The 19,477-nt window shown below is 59.0% G+C and carries 17 protein-coding genes; 3 read left to right on the forward strand and 14 right to left on the reverse strand.

The annotated features are described in order from the left end of the window. Position 1 precedes the first annotated feature (1 nt). The 13 genes from nuoC to ACM6J5_RS07375 form a co-directional block, all read right to left on the reverse strand. The gene (nuoC, locus tag ACM6J5_RS07315) at positions 2-1,786 is read right to left on the reverse strand and encodes an NADH-quinone oxidoreductase subunit C/D (RefSeq protein ID WP_095943717.1); all 1,785 of its coding nucleotides are present in this window, start codon (positions 1,784-1,786) and stop codon (positions 2-4) included. 72 nt (positions 1,787-1,858) lie between these two features. Further along, positions 1,859-2,533, reverse strand: a complete 675-nt coding sequence (locus ACM6J5_RS07320; protein ID WP_007970441.1) for a NuoB/complex I 20 kDa subunit family protein — start codon at positions 2,531-2,533, stop codon at positions 1,859-1,861. A 10-nt stretch (positions 2,534-2,543) separates the two neighbouring features. Beyond that, entirely contained in the window at positions 2,544-2,957 is a 414-nt protein-coding gene (locus ACM6J5_RS07325) for an NADH-quinone oxidoreductase subunit A (RefSeq protein WP_003223812.1), read from the reverse strand. Between the two features lie 646 nt (positions 2,958-3,603). Then, positions 3,604-4,929, reverse strand: a complete 1,326-nt coding sequence (aceA, locus tag ACM6J5_RS07330) for an isocitrate lyase (protein WP_034146910.1) — start codon at positions 4,927-4,929, stop codon at positions 3,604-3,606. 473 nt (positions 4,930-5,402) lie between these two features. Beyond that, on the reverse strand, positions 5,403-6,164 hold the full coding sequence (locus ACM6J5_RS07335) for a secretin N-terminal domain-containing protein (protein WP_414928092.1): 762 nt from the start codon (positions 6,162-6,164) through the stop codon (positions 5,403-5,405). A 321-nt stretch (positions 6,165-6,485) separates the two neighbouring features. Continuing rightward, positions 6,486-6,911 carry a GNAT family N-acetyltransferase gene (locus ACM6J5_RS07340; protein ID WP_095943719.1) on the reverse strand — a complete coding sequence of 142 codons (426 nt, stop codon included), beginning with the start codon at positions 6,909-6,911 and terminating at the stop codon, positions 6,486-6,488. Beyond that, on the reverse strand, positions 6,904-8,073 hold the full coding sequence (locus ACM6J5_RS07345) for a cupin domain-containing protein (RefSeq protein ID WP_095943720.1): 1,170 nt from the start codon (positions 8,071-8,073) through the stop codon (positions 6,904-6,906). Before ACM6J5_RS07345 ends, ACM6J5_RS07340 begins: the two co-directional genes overlap by 8 nt. 86 nt (positions 8,074-8,159) lie before the next feature. Then, on the reverse strand, positions 8,160-9,530 hold the full coding sequence (gene purB / locus ACM6J5_RS07350) for an adenylosuccinate lyase (RefSeq protein ID WP_008053453.1): 1,371 nt from the start codon (positions 9,528-9,530) through the stop codon (positions 8,160-8,162). Between the two features lie 124 nt (positions 9,531-9,654). Next, the gene (gene hflD, locus ACM6J5_RS07355) at positions 9,655-10,278 is read right to left on the reverse strand and encodes a high frequency lysogenization protein HflD (RefSeq protein ID WP_008053455.1); all 624 of its coding nucleotides are present in this window, start codon (positions 10,276-10,278) and stop codon (positions 9,655-9,657) included. Then, the gene (gene mnmA / locus ACM6J5_RS07360) at positions 10,275-11,408 is read right to left on the reverse strand and encodes a tRNA 2-thiouridine(34) synthase MnmA (RefSeq protein ID WP_150735177.1); all 1,134 of its coding nucleotides are present in this window, start codon (positions 11,406-11,408) and stop codon (positions 10,275-10,277) included. The genes hflD and mnmA overlap by 4 nt, the downstream gene beginning before the upstream one ends. 59 nt (positions 11,409-11,467) lie before the next feature. Beyond that, positions 11,468-11,914: an NUDIX hydrolase gene (locus ACM6J5_RS07365; protein WP_095943723.1), complete on the reverse strand. Its 447-nt coding sequence runs from the start codon at positions 11,912-11,914 to the stop codon at positions 11,468-11,470. A 198-nt stretch (positions 11,915-12,112) separates the two neighbouring features. Then, positions 12,113-14,338, reverse strand: a complete 2,226-nt coding sequence (locus ACM6J5_RS07370; RefSeq protein WP_095943724.1) for an NADP-dependent isocitrate dehydrogenase — start codon at positions 14,336-14,338, stop codon at positions 12,113-12,115. A gap of 328 nt (positions 14,339-14,666) precedes the next feature. Further along, on the reverse strand, positions 14,667-14,834 hold the full coding sequence (locus ACM6J5_RS07375) for a hypothetical protein (protein ID WP_172435343.1): 168 nt from the start codon (positions 14,832-14,834) through the stop codon (positions 14,667-14,669). Between ACM6J5_RS07375 and icd the strand changes: the two genes are divergently transcribed. After that, complete coding sequence (icd, locus tag ACM6J5_RS07380; protein WP_007972065.1) at positions 14,833-16,089, forward strand: NADP-dependent isocitrate dehydrogenase; 1,257 nt, start codon at positions 14,833-14,835, stop codon at positions 16,087-16,089. The genes ACM6J5_RS07375 and icd overlap by 2 nt on opposite strands. A gap of 80 nt (positions 16,090-16,169) precedes the next feature. On the opposite strand, the gene cspD is transcribed toward icd, so the two are convergent. Continuing rightward, positions 16,170-16,424, reverse strand: a complete 255-nt coding sequence (cspD, locus tag ACM6J5_RS07385; RefSeq protein WP_095943725.1) for a cold shock domain-containing protein CspD — start codon at positions 16,422-16,424, stop codon at positions 16,170-16,172. Positions 16,425-16,648: 224 nt separating this feature from the next. Between cspD and clpS the strand changes: the two genes are divergently transcribed. Together clpS and clpA are read left to right on the forward strand one after the other, a co-directional pair. After that, complete coding sequence (gene clpS, locus ACM6J5_RS07390; RefSeq protein ID WP_015094394.1) at positions 16,649-17,011, forward strand: ATP-dependent Clp protease adapter ClpS; 363 nt, start codon at positions 16,649-16,651, stop codon at positions 17,009-17,011. Positions 17,012-17,041: 30 nt separating this feature from the next. Continuing rightward, on the forward strand, positions 17,042-19,312 hold the full coding sequence (gene clpA / locus ACM6J5_RS07395) for an ATP-dependent Clp protease ATP-binding subunit ClpA (RefSeq protein ID WP_056723817.1): 2,271 nt from the start codon (positions 17,042-17,044) through the stop codon (positions 19,310-19,312). The last annotated feature ends 165 nt before the right edge of the window (positions 19,313-19,477 follow it).

Below are 19,477 nucleotides of genomic sequence, written 5' to 3' on the forward strand. Positions count from 1 at the left end.
CTTAGCGGTCCACGTCGGCCATAACGAAATCGATACTACCCAGGTACGCAATCAAGTCCGCGACCATGCTGCCTTTGATCACCGAAGGGATCTGCTGCAGGTGCGGGAAGCTTGGGGTACGAATCCGGGTGCGGTAGCTCATGGTGCCGCCATCGCTCGTCAGGTAATAACTGTTGATGCCCTTGGTCGCTTCGATCATCTGGAAGGATTCGTTGGCCGGCATGACCGGGCCCCACGAAACCTGCAGGAAGTGCGTGATCAAGGTTTCGATGTGCTGCAGGGTGCGCTCTTTCGGCGGCGGCGTGGTCAGCGGGTGATCCGCCTTGTACGGGCCTTCCGGCATGTTGCGCAGGCACTGGTCGATGATCCTGATGCTCTGGCGCATCTCCTCGACACGCACGATGCAGCGGTCGTAGGCATCGCCATTGGCGGCCAGCGGCACTTCGAATTCGAAGTTCTCGTAGCCCGAGTACGGGCGCGCTTTACGCAGGTCGAAATCGCAACCGGTCGAACGCAGACCGGCACCGGTGACACCCCATTCCAGGGCCTCTTTGGTGTTGTAGTCGGCGACGCCGATGGTCCGGCCACGCAGGATGCTGTTGTCCAGTGCGGCTTTCTGGTATTCGTCCAGACGCTTGGGCATCCACTCGACGAAATCCTTGACCAGTTTTTCCCAACCGCGCGGCAGATCGTGGGCGACGCCACCGATGCGGTACCAGGCCGGGTGCAGACGGAAACCGGTAATGGCTTCGATCACCGTGTACGCGCGCTGGCGGTCGGTGAAGGTGAAGAACACCGGGGTCATGGCGCCGACGTCCTGGATGTAGGTACCCAGGAACAGCAGGTGGCTGGTGATCCGGAAGAATTCGGCCATCATGATGCGGATGACGTCGACCTTCTCCGGCACCTTGATGCCGGCCAGCTTCTCGACCGAGAGCACGTACGGCAGGTTGTTCATCACACCGCCGAGGTAGTCGATACGGTCGGTGTACGGGATGAAGCTGTGCCAGGACTGACGCTCGGCCATCTTCTCGGCACCACGGTGGTGGTAACCGACGTCCGGTACGCAGTCGACGATCTCTTCGCCGTCCAGTTGCAGGATGATGCGGAACGCACCGTGGGCGGACGGGTGGTTCGGGCCGAGGTTGAGGAACATGTAGTCCTCGTTCGGGCCGGAACGCTTCATGCCCCAGTCTTCCGGCTTGAAGCGCGCGGACTCTTCTTCGAGCTGCTGCTTGGCCAGGTTCAGGGTGAACGGGTCGAACTCGGTGGCGCGGGCCGGGAAGTCCTTGCGCAGCGGGTGACCTTCCCAGGTCGGCGGCATCATGATGCGCGACAGGTGAGGGTGACCTTTGAAGTCGATGCCGAACATGTCCCAGACTTCACGCTCGTACCAGTTGGCGTTCGGCCAGATGCTGGTGACGGTCGGCAAGCTGAGGTCGCTCTCGGACAAGGCGACCTTGATCATTACGTCACTATTACGTTCGATCGACATCAAGTGATAGAACACGGAGAAGTCGGCGCCGCTCGGCAGCCCTTGACGCTTGGTGCGCAGACGCTCGTCCACGCCGTGCAGGTCATAGAGCATGACGTACGGCTTGGGCAGGTTACGCAGGAACGTCAGCACTTCGACGAGTCTGGCGCGGGCAACCCAAAGCACCGGCATGCCGGTGCGGGTCGGCTGGGCGGTGAACGCCTCCGGGCCAAAACGGTTGTTCAGTTCGACGACCACATCCTGGTCGTCTGCCTTGTAAGGCGGGATGTACAGAGCACTGCCTGTAGTCATGGTTATTTATCGCTTTCGGTCAACGTAAAGAATGAAGCCAGGTTCTCGTTCTTTTTAAGGAGCAGATCTGGATCAGACTTCGTCGGGGCTGCGCAGGTTGGTTACCTGAATACGCTGTTCGCGGCGCTTTTCCTTTTCGGAAGGCATCTCGGCGCGATAAACGCCTTGATCGCCAACGACCCAGGAAAGTGGACGACGCTCCTGGCCAATCGACTCCTGCAACAGCATCAGGCCTTGCAGGAAAGCTTCAGGGCGGGGCGGGCAGCCAGGCACGTAGACGTCCACGGGCAGGAACTTGTCCACCCCTTGAACGACGGAGTAGATGTCGTACATGCCACCGGAGTTGGCGCACGAACCCATGGAGATGACCCATTTAGGCTCGAGCATTTGCTCGTAGAGACGCTGAATGATCGGCGCCATCTTGATGAAGCAGGTACCGGCGATAACCATGAAATCCGCCTGACGCGGCGATGCCCGGATAACCTCGGCGCCAAAGCGCGCGATGTCGTGGGGCGCCGTGAAGGCGGTGGTCATTTCCACGTAGCAGCACGAAAGACCGAAGTTATACGGCCACAGGGAGTTCTTGCGCCCCCAGTTGATCGTGCCGTTAAGCACGTCTTCGAGCTTGCCCATGAAAATGTTTTTGTGGACTTGATCTTCTAACGGATCGGAAACGGTTTCCCGTTGGCCAATCGGATATTGCTCGTTAGGAGCATCGGGGTCGATCCTGGTGAGATTGTATTGCATTGCCAAAGCCTCATTGTTTCAGCTTCGCTTGCCGCTTGCGCCGAGCTTCCGGAGCCCAGTCAAGGGCGCCCACTCGGAATAGGTAGACAAGGCCTGCCAACAGAATTGCTATGAAAACGAGAGCTTCGACGAATCCGGTCCAGCCGCTTTCGCGGACGGACACAGACCATGCAAAGAGAAAGAGGGCTTCGATATCGAAGATCACGAAGAGCATCGCGACCAGATAGAATTTGGCTGAGAGCCGCAAGCGGGCGCCACCTGTAGGTAGCATGCCGGACTCGAACGGTTCGTTTTTGCTGCGGCCCCAGGCTTTTGACCCAAGGAGGCTGGAGACGCCCAGCATGAAGGCACAGAGGCCGACGACGCCTAGAAGGAAAATGGCAAAGCCCCAGTTGTGGGCCATGAGTCCTGTCGCTTCGGGCATGCTGGTAATCCTTAACAGAGAGCAAAGGTCTCTGAGCTTGAAAAGAAACAAAAGCAGTGACGATATGTCGCAGCAATCAATCCCGCTGATTTTATGGCTAAACACCCGGCAAGTAAAATTCCTGTAGCGAAATTTATTATAGGAATAAGGACATAGCGCGCTTCAAAACCCCCGCAGGCCTTGCGGCTCGGGCATTAGCCGGCATTTCGTCAATTATGTTTTGTAGGGAATGTAACGAACATTGTTATTGATAAATGATAATCAATACTGTTTGGCGCGGTTTTTAAACTGCTAGTCCTTCGGATACTCGGGAAGTTGACTTATATGGGCGTTACAGCAAGTAGCGGCGGTGAGCGTTTTAGCGGGTTTTTCTGACGGTCGTAGCGCTCTGGATCAATGATTTGCTACAGGCACCACCGTCCCCTGTAGGAGCGAGCTTGCTCGCGAAAAACTCAAGAGCACCGCTGGGAGTCAGGTTTCGCGCGTTATCGTTCGCGACCATCGCGAGCAGGCTCGCTCCTACAGGGGAGGTGCGGTGTTTGTTGAATCGCAGGCAAAAAAACGCCCCGAACCAGTCGGGGCGTCAGATTTGCGGCGTTGCGGTTTCTAATGGGTCCGCAACGGCCGTTTGCTCAAGCGAAGCCGATCAGTGGAACTGTTCTTCTTCAGTCGAACCGGTCAGTGCGGTTACCGAAGACGAGCCACCCTGGATCACAGTGGTCATGTCGTCGAAGTAGCCGGTGCCCACTTCCTGCTGGTGAGCCACGAAGGTGTAGCCCTTCGAAGCGTCAGCGAACTCCTGCTCTTGCAGCTTCACGTAGGCAGTCATGTCGTTGCGGGCGTAGTCGTGCGCCAGGTTGAACATGCTGTGCCACATGTTGTGAATGCCGGCCAGGGTGATGAACTGGTGCTTGTAGCCCATGGCGGACAGTTCGCGCTGGAACTTGGCGATGGTCGCGTCGTCCAGGTTTTTCTTCCAGTTGAAGGAAGGCGAGCAGTTGTACGACAGCAGTTGGTCCGGGTATTCCTTCTTGATCGCTTCAGCGAAGCGACGAGCCTCGTCCAGATCCGGCTTGGCGGTTTCACACCAGATCAGGTCGGCGTACGGAGCGTAGGCCAGGCCGCGAGCGATGGCCTGGTCCAGACCGGCGCGCACTTTGTAGAAACCTTCCTGGGTACGTTCGCCAGTCACGAATGGCTGGTCGTACGGGTCGCAGTCCGAAGTCAGCAGGTCGGCGGCGTTAGCGTCGGTACGGGCCAGGATGATGGTCGGAGTACCGGCAACGTCAGCAGCCAGACGGGCAGCGGTCAGCTTCTGTACGGCTTCCTGGGTAGGAACCAGTACCTTGCCGCCCATGTGGCCGCATTTCTTCACGGAAGCCAGTTGGTCTTCGAAGTGAACGCCGGCGGCGCCTGCTTCGATCATGCTCTTCATCAGCTCGTAAGCGTTCAGTACGCCGCCGAAACCGGCTTCAGCGTCCGCAACGATCGGCGCGAAGTAGTCGATGTAGCCGTCGTCGCCCGGGTTCTTGCCGGCTTTCCACTGGATCTGGTCGGCACGACGGAACGAGTTGTTGATGCGCTTGACCACGGTTGGAACCGAGTCCACCGGGTACAGCGACTGGTCCGGGTACATCGATTCGGCGGAGTTGTTGTCCGCAGCCACTTGCCAGCCCGACAGGTAGATTGCCTGGATGCCGGCCTTGACTTGTTGCACAGCCTGGCCGCCGGTCAGGGCGCCCATGCAGTTGACGAAATCTTTCTCAGGACGGAAGGCCGGCTTGGCACCCTGGGTGACCAGGTTCCACAGCTTCTCGGCGCCCATTTTTGCAAAGGTGTGCTCAGGTTGAACCGAGCCACGCAGGCGGACGACGTCAGCAGCGGAGTAAGTGCGTGTCACGCCTTTCCAGCGCGGGTTTTCAGCCCAGTCTTTTTCGAGGGCTGCAATTTGCTGTTCGCGTGTCAGTGCCATGGGAGATAAACCTCGTCGCGTCTTTATGAAAAGTTGTTCTGCGGTGGAAAATTCCTGCGCTCGCTGACCAGAAGCTTAAGCGGTCAAGTCGGATTCGGCGGGGAGGGCGACGGGATGAACGATGGGCTCGAGGGGAAGTGAGCAGGTAAAGGCGAACTGCGGGCGCATTCGGGCGTCGTGGGCCTTGGTGCGAACAACAGTGTGGTGCCGGGTTACCTATTACGCTTCCGTCCCTCGGGACAACTTCGTTCCAGTCGACAACCTCGTCAAACACACCTTGTGGGCGGTACAGACACGAAGCGGTTCGCGGGGTAGGTGCGAACATCGCTTCGAAGGCCCTTGCCAGGGCCTCTGATTAGCGGGAGCGAGGCCATCATGCCTTTGCTTTTTTGGCTCGTCAAACGTTTTGTAGTGCTTTTTTTCAGGCACTACATCTTTGGTCTAATACGACTCGTCAGTCAGTTTTTGGTGCTTTAGTCCAGGGTGTCTACTTTTACCCGCAGTGTCATGTCGTTGCGGCTCTGGGTCGAGTAGCTGCGGGTCTGGCCCTGTTTGTCGGCCTGGGTCTGGCCGTTGACCCCGGCCAGCAGGATCCACTCACCGAGGTGGCCGGTGACGGTTGTGTCGGTGCTTTGTACGTTCACTACATCGGGACGTTCCTGGCTCATGCGGTCACGGTTGGTACTGATCGACAGGTGGACGATGTCGCCGGTGACGTTTGCGGTGACGTAGAAGCCCTGGGTGACGTTGCGGTATTCGGTCTGGCTGCGCAGGTCACCGTAGGAATCGGTCTGCGAACTGGTCAGCGGCACGCTCTGGCCGACCTGGATCAGTGCCGGTGCGCCTTCGCTGGCCTGCACTTGCTGAATGCCGCCGTCGCGGCTGTCGGTGCTGTAGTTGATGATGCGGGCCTGGTTTGGCTTGGCGCCGTTCACCGAATAACCCTGCTCGCCCTGGAAGTTGTTGTCGCTGGTATCGACGGTGATCAGCAGGCGTTTGGGTGCGGTATCGAGTTGCGAAAGAAGGGCTTTAAGTTCGTCGATCTTGCGCTGATCGGCATTGACGATGAGTTGATTGCCGTAGGCGCTGACCTGGCCGTCCTTGCCGATGAAATCCTGCGCAACGGGCAGCATATCTGCGCTGGTACGGTAGTTCAGTGGCACGATTTCGGTGGCCGCCAAGACCGAAAAACTGCAGGTCACCAGCAGCGTGGTTAGCAGGGTGCGTAGGGACATATCCGTTATCTCCGGCTTTGTGGTGTGTGTAGGAGCGAGCTTGCTCGCGATGGTCGTCAACGATAATGCGTGATGCCTGATACCCCGCGGCGCTCTCAAGTCCATCGCGAGCAAGCTCGCTCCTACAAGTATTGATAGTGCCAGTTTGTCGGCCCGGGATGGGGCAAGTTGAATGGTAGACAGCAAAACGCCCCGGCATCCGGGGATGGCGGGGCGTTTTGTGGTGTTCTTCAGGGCCTCATCGCGAGCGGGCTCACTCCTACAAGGTCTAGCGCAATCCTTGTAGGAGCGAGCCTGCTCGCGATTGGGGGCACCTCGGTATCAGGCCGAGTGCCGCACCATGTCCACATGTGGAATCCCGGCTTCCAGGAATTCCTCACTGACCATGTGAAAGCCCATGCGCTCATAGAACGCCGTGGCTTGTACCTGGGCGCTGAGCATCTGCTGCTTCAACCCGCGCTCTTCGGCCTCACCGATGACCGCTTGCATCAGCGCATCGCCGACTTTCAGGCCGCGCCAGTCCTTGAGTACCGACACCCGGCCGACGTGCCCATCGGGCAGCAGGCGGGCGGTGCCGATGGGAAAGTCGCCTTCGTAAGCGAGGAAATGCACTGCATCAATGTCATCGGCGTCCCATTCCAATTCTGGCGGAACGGATTGCTCGGCGACGAACACCGTCTCACGAATGCGCCGGATCTCGGCGTTGTCCTTCTGCCAGTCTGCGACACGTACGTGAATCTTATTCATCGGCAAACCCCAGGCTTCCTTGCTTGACCAGTTCGCACAGCAGGCCGCGACCGTCTTCGTCGCTCAGCCAGTCGCCAAGGTTGTCGGCGTGCAGTGCGTCGGCAGCGCAGATCATCTTCAGCAGTTCGCGCAGTTTGCCCGGCAGGTAACGGCTCTGGCCGCTGGCGAACAGCAGCAGGTCGTCATCGACTTCAGACCACGCCAGGCGTGCGCTCGGGTTGCGAATCAGGATCGCGCCTTGCTCCAGGGCGGACATGAAGTCCTCTTCTTCGACGTCTTCCGGGCCCACCACCAGTTCCGGGTAGCGTGGCTCGGTCATGAACTGGCCGAACCAGGTCAGCAGCAGGCGCTCGTCGCTCATGTGCTCGGCCAGCAGGCCTTTCAAGCGGTCGAGTGCGTCGCGCTGGATCTGGTGAGGATCGGCAGTCGGCAAGGCGTCGGCGTCGGTGTAGCGTTCTTCGTCCGACAGGAACTGGCTGAGGAAGTCCGTGAAATGGGTCAGCACTTCAGCAGCGCTCGGTGCACGGAAGCCGACCGAGTAGGTCATGCATTCATCAACAGCAACGCCGCAGTGGGCCAGGCGTGGTGGCAGGTAGAGCATGTCGCCCGGTTCCAGCACCCATTCATCGGTGGCTTCGAATTCGGAGAGGATGCGCAGGTCGGCATGGGTCAGCATCGGGCTCTCGGTGTTGCACATCTGGCCGATCTTCCAGTTGCGCTTGCCGTGGCCTTGCAGCAGGAACACGTCGTAGTTGTCGAAGTGCGGACCAACGCTGCCACCTGGCGCGGCGTAGCTGATCATCACGTCGTCGATGCGCCAGCTCGGCAGAAAGCGGAAGTTTTCCAGCAGTTCGCTGACTTCCGGGACGAACTGATCCACGGCTTGAACCAGCAGGGTCCAGTCAGTTTCAGGCAGCTTGCTGAACTCATCTTCGGCGAACGGGCCGCGACGCAGTTCCCACGGGCGCTCGCCATTCTCGATGATCAGTCGCGATTCGACTTCTTCTTCCAGCGCCAGGCCGGCCAGTTCGTCGGCGTCGATCGGGCTTTCGAAATCAGGAATCGCCTGACGGATCAACAGCGGCTTTTTCTGCCAGTAGTCGCGCAGGAATTCCCGTGCCGTGATGCCGCCCAGAAGTTGAAGAGGAATATCAGGATTCATGTGTAACCTATTGAAAAAATGCACTTTTCAGACGGGAATAAAAACGCCCGGCGCGGCCGGGCGTCTTAAAAGGGTCTAGCGGTCGATCAGATGCGCTTGGCTTGTTCTACAGCGTTGCCGATGTAGTTCGCCGGGGTGAGCAATTTCAGCTCGGCCTTGGCGGCGGCCGGCATGTCCAGCCCGTCGATGAAAGTCTGCAGCGCTTGCGGGCTGATGCCCTTGCCGCGGGTCAGTTCTTTCAGCTTTTCGTACGGGTTTTCGATGTTGTAGCGACGCATCACGGTCTGGATCGGCTCGGCCAATACTTCCCAGCAGGCGTCCAGGTCTGCGGCAATCTTCTGCTCGTTGAGCTCAAGCTTGCTGATGCCTTTCAGGCTCGCTTCGTACGCGATCACGCTGTGGGCGAAGCCGACGCCGAGGTTGCGCAGTACGGTGGAGTCGGTCAGGTCGCGCTGCCAGCGGGAGATCGGCAGCTTGCTCGCCAGGTGCTGGAACAGTGCATTGGCGATACCCAGGTTGCCTTCGGAGTTTTCGAAGTCGATCGGGTTGACCTTGTGCGGCATGGTCGACGAACCGATTTCGCCAGCGATGGTGCGCTGTTTGAAATAACCCAGGGAGATGTAGCCCCAGATGTCGCGGTCGAAGTCGATCAGGATGGTGTTGAAGCGAGCGATCGCGTCGAACAGCTCGGCAATGTAGTCGTGCGGTTCGATCTGCGTGGTGTACGGGTTGAAGCCCAGGCCCAGCTCGTCTTCGATGAAGGCGCGGGCGTTGGCTTCCCAGTCGATCTCAGGGTAGGCCGACAGGTGGGCGTTGTAGTTGCCGACAGCGCCGTTGATCTTGCCCAGCAGCGGAACGGCGGCGACCTGAGCGATCTGACGCTCCAGGCGGTAAACCACGTTCGCCAGTTCTTTGCCCAGGGTGGTCGGCGAGGCCGGTTGACCGTGGGTGCGCGACAGCATCGGCACGTCGGCGAAACGGATCGCCAGTTCGCGGATGGCGTTGGCGGTCTGGCGCATCAGCGGCAGCATTACGTCATCACGGCCTTCGCGCAGCATCAGGGCGTGGGACAGGTTGTTAATGTCCTCGCTGGTGCAGGCAAAGTGGATGAACTCGCTGACCTTGGCCAGTTCCGGCAGCTTGGCCGCTTGCTCTTTGAGCAGGTACTCGATGGCCTTGACGTCGTGGTTGGTGGTGCGCTCGATCTCTTTGACGCGCTCGGCGTGCTCCAGAGAGAAGTTTTCCGCCAGGGTGTTGAGCACAGCGTTGGCTTCGGCGGAGAACGCCGGCACTTCACTGATGGCAGGGTGAGCGGCCAGGCGCTGGAGCCAGCGCACTTCAACCAGAACGCGGGCACGGATCAGGCCGTACTCGCTGAAAATTGGGCGCAGGGCCTGGGTTTTGCCGGCGTAGCGGCCGTCAACAGGGGAAACCGCAGTGAGCGAAGAGAGCTGCATGGGGTGTTCTCGGACAGTCGGGCAACGAAATGGGGCGCGTATCATACATGAAAAAATCCGCCGGTCCGTCGCCAACTGACCGGCGTATTACGCGTATTGCTGAGTTCTGTTCTGTCGATGCGGGTTATTCGTTACGCATCAAGGGGTAAAGCTCTTTGAGCAATTTGCGACGGCTGATCACCAGCTGCCAGCGATGACCGCCCAATTGCCGCCACAGGCGCGCCGAACGAATGCCGGCCAGCAGCAGGGCGCGAATTTTCGAGGCGTTGCTCGGTTGTTGCAGGTTGCGCATGTCACCGTGCACCTGGATGCGTTGGCGCAGGGTGCTCAGGGTGTCCTGGTACAGCGCGCCGCAGGCGGCGACCACGTTTTCGTGGGCCGGGCCGAAGTGTTCCACCTGGGACTGAATCTGCGGCAGGCGTTTGCCGATCACGTCGAGCATGTCGTTGCGCTTGGCCAGCTGACGCTCAAGGCCGAGCATGGCCAGGGCGTAGCGCAGCGGCTCGCGCTGCAGGGCGCTCGGGTCGCGTTCGAGGGCGCCGATCAGGGCGCGATAGCCTTCACGCAGGTTGATGTCGTCGCCGCCATAGACTTCCAGTGTGTCCTTGGGGTCGCGAATCAGCAGGCTGCCGAGCATGCAGGTCAGCCCGGCTTCGTTGGTCTGGCCGGTCTTGGCGATCCTGTCCACCAGCACCGCGGCGAGAAACACGCCACCCAGTGCCGTCAGTTGCTCCTGAATCGGGTTCATTGGGCCTGGCCCTTGCTCGTCCACGGCTCGGCGACTTCAATCACGCCGCCGCCGAGGCAGATTTCACCGTCGTAGAACACCACGGACTGGCCTGGAGTGACCGCGCGTTGCGGGTCATCGAAGGTCGCGCGATAACCGGTGGCGGTTTTTTCCAGGGTGCACGGCTGGTCGCTCTGGCGATAACGAACCTTGGCGGTCAGCTTGCGTGGCTGGCTCAGGTCGATCGGGTTGACCCAGTAGATATCGGAAGCGAGCAGGGCACGGGAGAACAGCCACGGGTGATCATTGCCCTGGCCAACGATCAGCTCGTTGTGTTCCAGGTCCTTGATCAGCACGTACCACGGCTCGTCGCTGGCATCTTTCAGTCCGCCGATACCCAGGCCCTGGCGCTGGCCGATGGTGTGGTACATCAGGCCGTGGTGGCGGCCGATGATTTCACCTTCGGTGGTCTTGATCTCGCCCGGTTGCGCCGGCAGGTACTGCTTGAGGAAGTCGCTGAAGCGGCGTTCGCCGATAAAGCAGATTCCGGTGGAGTCCTTTTTCTTCGCGGTCGCCAATTCGTATTTCTCGGCAATGGCGCGCACTTGCGGTTTTTCCAGCTCGCCGACCGGGAACAGAGTCTTGGCGATCTGTTCACCGCCGACGGCGTGCAGAAAGTAGCTCTGGTCCTTGTTCGGGTCCAGGCCCTTGAGCAGTTCGGTGCGGCCATCGATGTCGCGGCGACGCACGTAGTGGCCGGTGGCGATCAGGTCGGCACCCAGCATCATGGCGTAGTCGAGGAACGCCTTGAACTTGATTTCGCGGTTGCACAGGATGTCCGGGTTCGGCGTGCGACCGGCCTTATATTCGGCCAGGAAATGCTCGAACACGTTGTCCCAGTACTCGGCGGCGAAGTTGGCGGTGTGCAGCTTGATGCCAATCTTGTCGCACACGGCCTGGGCGTCCGCCAGGTCATCCATGGCGGTGCAGTATTCCGTTCCATCGTCTTCTTCCCAGTTCTTCATGAACAGGCCTTCCACCTCATAACCCTGCTCGATCAGCAGGAGGGCGGAAACGGAAGAGTCCACGCCGCCGGACATGCCGACAATGACGCGCTTCTTTTGTGTGTCAGAAGGGGCTGGATCACGCATAGGGATTCAATGAGTGTCTTGAAAAAGGACGCGATTCTAACAGGCTGGAGCCTGCATGGCTAAAGAGAAGGACGGATCAATTCGAGGCCGAAGCGTTGACCTGCCAGATAGTCGTCGATGCAGCGGATGATCAGTTCACTGCGCCAGTTGTCGCGCTGCTCGATTAATTCCTCGCGGGTCAACCACTTGGCGCCGACGATGCCGTCGTCCAGTTGATAATCCGGGTGGTGTTTCAGTGGTTTTGCGATGAAGCAGACCCGCTGGTAGGTCACGCCGTTGCTCGGGGCGGTGTAGAGGTAAATGCCCAGTACGCCGGTGGGTTCGACGTCCCAGCCGGTTTCCTCCAGTGTTTCGCGCACGGCGGCTTCCGTGAGGGTTTCGTTCGGGTCCAGGTGGCCGGCGGGTTGATTGAGCACTGCGCGCCCGTGCTTGAGTTCTTCGACCATCAGGAAGCGGCCGTTGTCTTCGACGATGGTGGCGACGGTGATGTGGGGTTTCCAGTCCATGAGATGTCCTCAAATTCCAAAGTTGAAACACAGTTCAATGTAGGAGTGAGCCTGCTCGCGATGGCGGTATGTCAGTGACATCAATATTGGCTGACATGACGCTATCGCGAGCAGGCTCACTCCTACAATGGGTTTGTGTGAATTCTGAAAACACAAACCCCGGCACAGGGCCGGGGTTTGTGATGTTCCCTTACAACCTTACACCAGCGCAGCTACCGCCGCGTTGAAGGTTGCGCTTGGGCGCATGGCCTTGCTGATCAGCTCGGCATCGGCGTGGTAGTAACCGCCGATGTCGACTGGCTTGCCCTGAACGGCATTGAGTTCGGCAACGATGGTCGCCTCGTTCTCGGTCAGGGTCTTGGCCAGGGTCGCGAACTGCGCTTGCAGTGCAGCGTCTTCGGTCTGGGCAGCCAGGGCTTGAGCCCAGTACAGCGCCAGGTAGAAGTGGCTGCCGCGGTTGTCGATGTTGCCGACTTTGCGCGATGGCGACTTGTTGTTGTCCAGGAACTGGCCGGTGGCCTGGTCCAGGGTCTTGGCCAGAACCAGCGCCTTGGGGTTGTTGTAGGTCACGCCCAGGTGTTCCAGGGACGCAGCCAGGGCCAGGAATTCACCCAGCGAGTCCCAACGCAGGAAGTTTTCTTCCAGCAGTTGCTGAACGTGCTTCGGAGCCGAACCGCCGGCGCCGGTTTCAAACAGGCCACCGCCGTTCATCAGCGGCACGATCGACAGCATCTTGGCGCTGGTGCCCAGTTCCATGATCGGGAACAGGTCGGTCAGGTAGTCGCGCAGTACGTTGCCGGTCACCGAGATGGTGTCTTTGCCTGCGCGGGTGCGCTGCAGGGTGTACTTCATCGCGTCGACCGGCGCCATGATCTGGATGTCCAGGCCGGCAGTGTCGTGATCCTTCAGGTAAGCCTGAACTTTCTCGATCACCACGCCGTCGTGGGCGCGCATCGGGTCCAGCCAGAAGATCGCCGGGGTCGCGCTTGCGCGAGCACGGTTGACGGCCAGTTTGACCCAGTCCTGGATCGGCGCGTCTTTGGTCTGGCACATGCGGAAGATGTCGCCGGCCTCGACAGCCTGTTCCATCAGCAGGTTGCCCTTGCTGTCGGTGACGCGAACAACGCCGTCAGCCTTGATCTGGAAGGTCTTGTCGTGGGAGCCGTACTCTTCGGCTTTCTTCGCCATCAGGCCCACGTTCGGCACGCTGCCCATGGTGGTTGGATCGAACGCACCGTTGGCTTTGCAATCTTCGATCACAGCCTGGTAGATGGTGGCGTAGCAGCGATCCGGGATCACGGCCTTGGTGTCGTGCAGCTGGCCGTCGGTGCCCCACATCTTGCCGGAGTCACGGATCATCGCCGGCATCGAGGCGTCGACGATGACGTCGCTCGGCACGTGCAGGTTGGTGATGCCTTTGTCGGAGTTGACCATCGCCAGGGAAGGACGAACGGCGTAGACCGCCTGGATGTCAGCTTCGATGGCCGCTTGCTGCTCGGCAGGCAAGGCCTTGATGCGAGCGTACAGGTCGCCGATGCCGTTGTTCAGGTTGAAGCCGATCTGTGCCAGCACGTCAGCGTGCCTGGCCAGTGCGTCTTTATAGAACTCGGCAACGATCTGGCCGAACATGATCGGGTCGGAGACCTTCATCATGGTGGCTTTCAAGTGAACCGACAGCAGCACGCCTTGTGCCTTGGCGTCTTCAATTTCGGCTGCGATGAAGCTGCGCAGGGCGTTTTTGCTCAATACCGCGCAATCGAGGATCTCGCCGGCTTGTACGCTGGTCTTTTCTTTCAGGACGGTGGCGGTGCCGTCTTGAGCGATCAGTTCGATTTTCACGGCGTCAGCGGCGTCGATCAGGGCGGCTTTTTCGCTGCCGTAGAAATCGCCGGTGCTCATGTGTGCGATGTGGGACTTGGAGTCTTTGGCCCAGGCGCCCATTTTGTGCGGGTGCTTGCGTGCGTAGTTCTTGACCGACAGCGGCGCGCGACGGTCGGAGTTGCCTTCACGCAGGACCGGGTTCACGGCGCTGCCCTTGATCTTGTCGTAACGCGCCTTGGCTTCTTTGTCGGCGTCGCTGGTGACGGTCTCAGGGTAGTCCGGCAGTGCAAAGCCTTGAGCTTGCAGCTCTTTGATTGCGGCTTGCAGTTGCGGAACCGAGGCGCTGATGTTCGGCAATTTGATGATGTTGGCTTCAGGCGTAACGGCCAGGGCGCCCAGTTCGGCGAGGTGGTCGGCTACGGCTTTGTCACCCAGTTGCTCGGGGAAGCTGGCCAGGATGCGCCCTGCAAGAGAGATATCGCGGGTTTCAACGGCGATATCAGCCGAGGCGGTGAACGCCTCTACGATAGGCAACAGTGAATAGGTGGCGAGGGCAGGAGCTTCGTCGGTGAAGGTATAGATGATCTTCGAGCGGGTGGGCATATTCGGATTAACTCTCTCTTCTTTGCTAAAGCGTGCGCAGAAACTCGAGGGCGCCGGGTAAGCGCGTTCGTTTCAAAGTCATCCATGAGCCGAATATCGAGGTTTCGTTGCTGTGATGTTGGGTGCATCAGTAGGGCGTCAAGTAGCCGGACTGCGATAACAGGCCGGCTTGCCGGGCGGAAAGTCTCATCGTAGAGCACTTCCTCCGTCGTGACCCTGTGGTCAGCGGGCGGCATTATACATAGGTAGCTGGCAATCTGCCGATGGTTCATATGCAACGAATGTCGTCCATTGGTCTAAAGGTCGCAGGGGCGACCAGGGCGTAGAGTCATTCGTCGTGCTTGAGTTTGGCGTTTTTCCCTTTGCTTTCAGGCTTGTAGCGCGCGAGTTGCAAGGCTTTGCGCCAGATCGATGGAACATAGGGTTTGCGCGCCGATTCAACTGGGTTACGCTCGAACCAAGCCAGATGTTCAATCCAATCAATGGAGTTCAGCATGGGTTACAAGAAGATTCAGGTTCCAGCCGTCGGCGACAAAATCACCGTCAATGCAGACCATTCTCTCAATGTTCCTAATAACCCGATCATCCCCTTCATCGAAGGCGACGGCATTGGCGTCGACATCAGCCCGGTCATGATCAAGGTTGTCGATGCTGCTGTTAAGAAGGCTTACGGCGGCGAGCGCAAGATTTCCTGGATGGAAGTGTACGCCGGGGAGAAAGCGACTCAGGTTTACGATCAGGACACCTGGCTGCCTCAGGAAACCCTGGACGCGGTCAAGGATTACGTGGTCTCCATCAAGGGCCCGCTGACCACCCCGGTCGGTGGCGGCATCCGTTCCCTGAACGTGGCCCTGCGTCAGCAACTCGACCTGTACGTCTGCCTGCGCCCGGTGCGCTGGTTCGAAGGCGTGCCGAGCCCGGTCAAGAAGCCAGGCGATGTCGACATGACCATCTTCCGCGAGAACTCCGAAGACATCTACGCTGGCATCGAGTGGAAGGCCGGTACGCCGGAAGCCACCAAGGTCATCAAGTTCCTGAAAGAAGAAATGGGCGTTACCAAGATCCGTTTCGACGAGAACTGCGGTATCGGCGTCAAGCCGGTGTCCCTGCAAGGCACCAAGCGTCTGGCACGCAAGGCCCTGCAATATGTGGTCGACAACGATCGCGATTCGCTGACCATCGTGCACAAAGGCAACATCATGAAGTTCACCGAAGGTGCCTTCAAGGAATGGGCCTATGAAGTGGCGGCCGAAGAGTTCGGCGCGACCCTGCTCGACGGCGGTCCGTGGATGCAGTTCAAGAACCCGAAAACCGGCAAGAACGTCATCGTCAAGGACGCCATCGCTGACGCCATGCTTCAGCAGATCCTGCTGCGCCCGGCCGAGTACGATGTGATCGCGACCCTGAACCTGAACGGCGACTACCTCTCCGACGCCCTGGCGGCGGAAGTGGGCGGTATCGGTATCGCGCCGGGTGCCAACCTGTCCGACACCGTGGCCATGTTCGAAGCCACCCACGGTACGGCACCGAAGTACGCCGGCAAGGACCAGGTCAACCCGGGTTCGCTGATCCTGTCCGCTGAAATGATGCTGCGCCACATGGGCTGGACCGAAGCGGCCGACCTGATCATCAAGGGCACCAACGGCGCGATTTCCGCCAAGACCGTGACCTATGACTTCGAGCGCCTGATGGAAGGTGCCAAGCTGGTGTCGTCGTCCGGCTTCGGTGATGCGCTGATCTCGCACATGTAAGAAAACGCAGGCACACAAAAACCGCCTGGTTCAAGAGCTTGAATCAGGCGGTTTTTTTATGACTGGTTGACGCTGCGGTGTTAAACCTCAACGGTCTCTTCAGTTGTGGGTGTCGTGGCTTTCGAGGTATCTACCGGGTTGCCGATGTTGACCGCGTGCAGGCCTTTGGGGCCCTGGATGATATCGAATACGACAGCTTGCCCGGCTTTCAGGGTTTTATAACCATCCATTTTAATGGCTGAGTAATGGGCAAACAGATCTTCTGTCTTGCCTTCCTCGTTGATGAATCCGTAACCCTTGGCATTGTTGAACCACTTCACCTTGCCGACAGCCATACCCAACTCCCTCTGCAACAGACTCCATCACTGGAGTATCATCCAGTACATCCGCAGTCGAATCTGTAAATAAGATTGACTCCGCGGACCTTTTTTACCCACTGTGGGCTCTATTGGTTGTAACACCCTTTTGCCGATAGTCAAGCTGACTCGGCAGTCGGAGTTGAAAACGCTGATAGCCGCCCCCACCACTGTATTTGAACAACTGACGAACCTTTCTTTCCATGCATGCAATCAGCCAGATTCGACTAACATTCAATCAGGATCGCCCTGATTTACACGACGACGATTCCGCAGGTATTGCTGTTCAGGAGGCAAAGCCTGCACTACAGGCGCCGCCGATGTACAAGGTGGTTTTGTTCAACGATGACTACACACCGATGGATTTCGTCGTCGAAGTGCTCGAGGTGTTTTTTAACCTGAATCGCGAGCTGGCGACCAAGGTCATGCTGGCCGTCCACACAGAAGGGCGGGCAGTATGTGGAGTGTTTACCCGTGACATCGCCGAGACCAAGGCCATGCAGGTCAACCAGTACGCCAGGGAAAGCCAGCATCCGCTACTCTGTGAAATCGAGAAGGACGGTTAATCGCCGACCACTTGGGTATGAGGTGAAGCTATGTTAAACCGCGAGCTCGAAGTCACCCTCAATCTTGCCTTCAAGGAAGCTCGTTCGAAGCGTCATGAGTTCATGACCGTCGAACACCTCCTGCTGGCCCTATTGGACAATGAGGCTGCCGCCACCGTTCTGCGTGCGTGCGGCGCAAACCTCGACAAACTCAAGCATGACCTGCAGGAGTTCATCGACTCCACCACGCCATTGATCCCTGTTCATGACGAGGATCGCGAAACCCAGCCAACCCTGGGCTTCCAGCGTGTACTGCAACGTGCTGTGTTTCACGTACAGAGCTCGGGCAAGCGCGAAGTGACTGGTGCCAACGTGCTGGTCGCGATCTTCAGTGAGCAAGAGAGTCAGGCGGTGTTCCTGCTGAAACAGCAGAGCGTTGCCCGTATAGATGTCGTCAACTACATCGCCCATGGCATTTCCAAGGTGCCGGGGCATGGCGATCACTCTGAAGGTGAGCAAGATATGCAGGACGACGAGGGCGGTGAGTCTTCTTCCTCAGGCAATCCTCTGGATGCTTATGCCAGTAACCTCAACGAACTCGCGCGCCAGGGTCGCATTGATCCGCTGGTGGGTCGTGAGCTGGAGGTCGAGCGCGTCGCGCAGATCCTGGCGCGTCGTCGCAAAAACAATCCGCTGCTGGTAGGCGAGGCGGGCGTGGGTAAAACCGCGATTGCCGAAGGCCTGGCCAAGCGCATTGTCGACAACCAGGTGCCGGACCTGCTGGCCAACAGCGTGGTTTACTCCCTCGACCTGGGTGCCTTGCTGGCCGGTACCAAATACCGTGGCGATTTCGAGAAGCGCTTCAAGGCGTTGCTCAATGAGCTGAAAAAACGTCCGCAGGCGATCCTGTTCATCGACGAGATCCACACCATCATTGGTGCGGGTGCCGCGTCCGGTGGCGTCATGGATGCCTCGAACCTGCTCAAGCCGTTGCTGTCGTCCGGTGATATCCGTTGCATCGGCTCCACAACGTTCCAGGAGTTCCGCGGCATCTTCGAGAAGGACCGTGCCTTGGCCCGGCGCTTCCAGAAGGTCGATGTGTCGGAGCCTTCGGTGGAAGACACCATTGGCATTCTGCGCGGTCTGAAGGGGCGTTTCGAAAGCCATCACAATATCGAATACAGCGATGAAGCCCTGCGCGCGGCTGCCGAACTGGCTTCGCGTTACATCAATGATCGACACATGCCGGACAAGGCCATCGACGTCATCGACGAGGCGGGTGCCTACCAGCGCCTGCAACCGGTCGAGAAGCGTGTGAAGCGCATCGAAGTGCCGCAAGTCGAGGACATCGTTGCGAAAATTGCGCGGATTCCGCCAAAACACGTCACCAGTTCCGACAAGGAACTGCTGCGTAACCTCGAGCGTGACCTGAAGTTGACCGTGTTTGGTCAGGATGCCGCGATCGACTCGCTGGCAACCGCGATCAAGCTGTCCCGTGCCGGCCTCAAGTCCCCTGACAAGCCTGTCGGTTCGTTCCTGTTCGCAGGGCCTACCGGTGTCGGTAAAACCGAAGCGGCGCGTCAGCTGGCCAAGGCGTTGGGTGTCGAGCTGATTCGTTTCGACATGTCCGAGTACATGGAGCGCCACACTGTATCGCGTCTGATCGGTGCGCCTCCAGGTTATGTCGGGTTCGATCAGGGCGGTCTGCTGACCGAAGCCATCACCAAGCAGCCACACTGCGTGCTGTTGCTCGATGAGATCGAGAAGGCGCATCCGGAAGTCTTCAACCTGCTGCTGCAGGTGATGGACCATGGTACGTTGACCGATAACAACGGGCGCAAGGCGGATTTCCGTAACGTGATCGTCATCATGACGACCAACGCCGGCGCCGAGACCGCAGCCCGCGCTTCGATCGGTTTCACCTATCAGGATCACTCGTCCGATGCGATGGAAGTGATCAAGAAGAGCTTCACGCCGGAGTTCCGCAACCGTCTGGACACCATCATCCAGTTTGGTCGCCTCAGTCATGAGGTCATCAAGAGCGTGGTGGACAAGTTCCTTACCGAGCTTCAGGCGCAGCTGGAAGACAAGCGTGTGTTGCTGGAGGTCACCGATGCAGCCCGCAACTGGCTGGCCGAAGGTGGCTACGATGCGGCGATGGGTGCTCGTCCAATGGCTCGCCTGATCCAGGACAAGATCAAGCGTCCGCTGGCGGAGGAGATTCTCTTTGGCGAACTGGCCGAGCATGGCGGTGTGGTACACATCGACATCAAGGACGGCGAACTGACCTTCGAGTTCGAGACCACGGCCGAGATGGCCTGACGTTCAGAAGCAAAACAAAAAGGCGCCGGGAGGCGCCTTTTTGTTGTCTTGAAGAAATGCGTCGAGCCCCTGTGGGAGCGAGCCTGCTCGCGATTGGATCTGGTAGTCGCTGCTTCATTGGCTGACCCACCGCTTTCGCGAGCAGGCTCGCTCCCACATTGAAGT

This window comes from Pseudomonas sp. IT-P74, assembly GCF_949768175.1.
Taxonomy (GTDB): Bacteria; Pseudomonadota; Gammaproteobacteria; order Pseudomonadales; family Pseudomonadaceae; genus Aquipseudomonas.

Excerpts from the sequence above, each read along its gene's own strand:
- nuoC (WP_095943717.1), bottom strand. The coding sequence starts at position 1,786 with ATGACTACAGGCAGTGCTCTGTACATCCCGCCTTACAAGGCAGACGAC.
- ACM6J5_RS07320 (WP_007970441.1), bottom strand. The coding sequence starts at position 2,533 with ATGCAATACAATCTCACCAGGATCGACCCCGATGCTCCTAACGAGCAA.
- ACM6J5_RS07325 (WP_003223812.1), bottom strand. The coding sequence starts at position 2,957 with ATGCCCGAAGCGACAGGACTCATGGCCCACAACTGGGGCTTTGCCATT.
- aceA (WP_034146910.1), bottom strand. The coding sequence starts at position 4,929 with ATGGCACTGACACGCGAACAGCAAATTGCAGCCCTCGAAAAAGACTGG.
- ACM6J5_RS07335 (WP_414928092.1), bottom strand. The coding sequence starts at position 6,164 with ATGTCCCTACGCACCCTGCTAACCACGCTGCTGGTGACCTGCAGTTTT.
- ACM6J5_RS07340 (WP_095943719.1), bottom strand. The coding sequence starts at position 6,911 with ATGAATAAGATTCACGTACGTGTCGCAGACTGGCAGAAGGACAACGCC.
- ACM6J5_RS07345 (WP_095943720.1), bottom strand. The coding sequence starts at position 8,073 with ATGAATCCTGATATTCCTCTTCAACTTCTGGGCGGCATCACGGCACGG.
- purB (WP_008053453.1), bottom strand. The coding sequence starts at position 9,530 with ATGCAGCTCTCTTCGCTCACTGCGGTTTCCCCTGTTGACGGCCGCTAC.
- hflD (WP_008053455.1), bottom strand. The coding sequence starts at position 10,278 with ATGAACCCGATTCAGGAGCAACTGACGGCACTGGGTGGCGTGTTTCTC.
- mnmA (WP_150735177.1), bottom strand. The coding sequence starts at position 11,408 with ATGCGTGATCCAGCCCCTTCTGACACACAAAAGAAGCGCGTCATTGTC.
- ACM6J5_RS07365 (WP_095943723.1), bottom strand. The coding sequence starts at position 11,914 with ATGGACTGGAAACCCCACATCACCGTCGCCACCATCGTCGAAGACAAC.
- ACM6J5_RS07370 (WP_095943724.1), bottom strand. The coding sequence starts at position 14,338 with ATGCCCACCCGCTCGAAGATCATCTATACCTTCACCGACGAAGCTCCT.
- icd (WP_007972065.1), top strand. The coding sequence starts at position 14,833 with ATGGGTTACAAGAAGATTCAGGTTCCAGCCGTCGGCGACAAAATCACC.
- ACM6J5_RS07375 (WP_172435343.1), bottom strand. The coding sequence starts at position 14,834 with ATGCTGAACTCCATTGATTGGATTGAACATCTGGCTTGGTTCGAGCGT.
- cspD (WP_095943725.1), bottom strand. The coding sequence starts at position 16,424 with ATGGCTGTCGGCAAGGTGAAGTGGTTCAACAATGCCAAGGGTTACGGA.
- clpS (WP_015094394.1), top strand. The coding sequence starts at position 16,649 with ATGCATGCAATCAGCCAGATTCGACTAACATTCAATCAGGATCGCCCT.
- clpA (WP_056723817.1), top strand. The coding sequence starts at position 17,042 with ATGTTAAACCGCGAGCTCGAAGTCACCCTCAATCTTGCCTTCAAGGAA.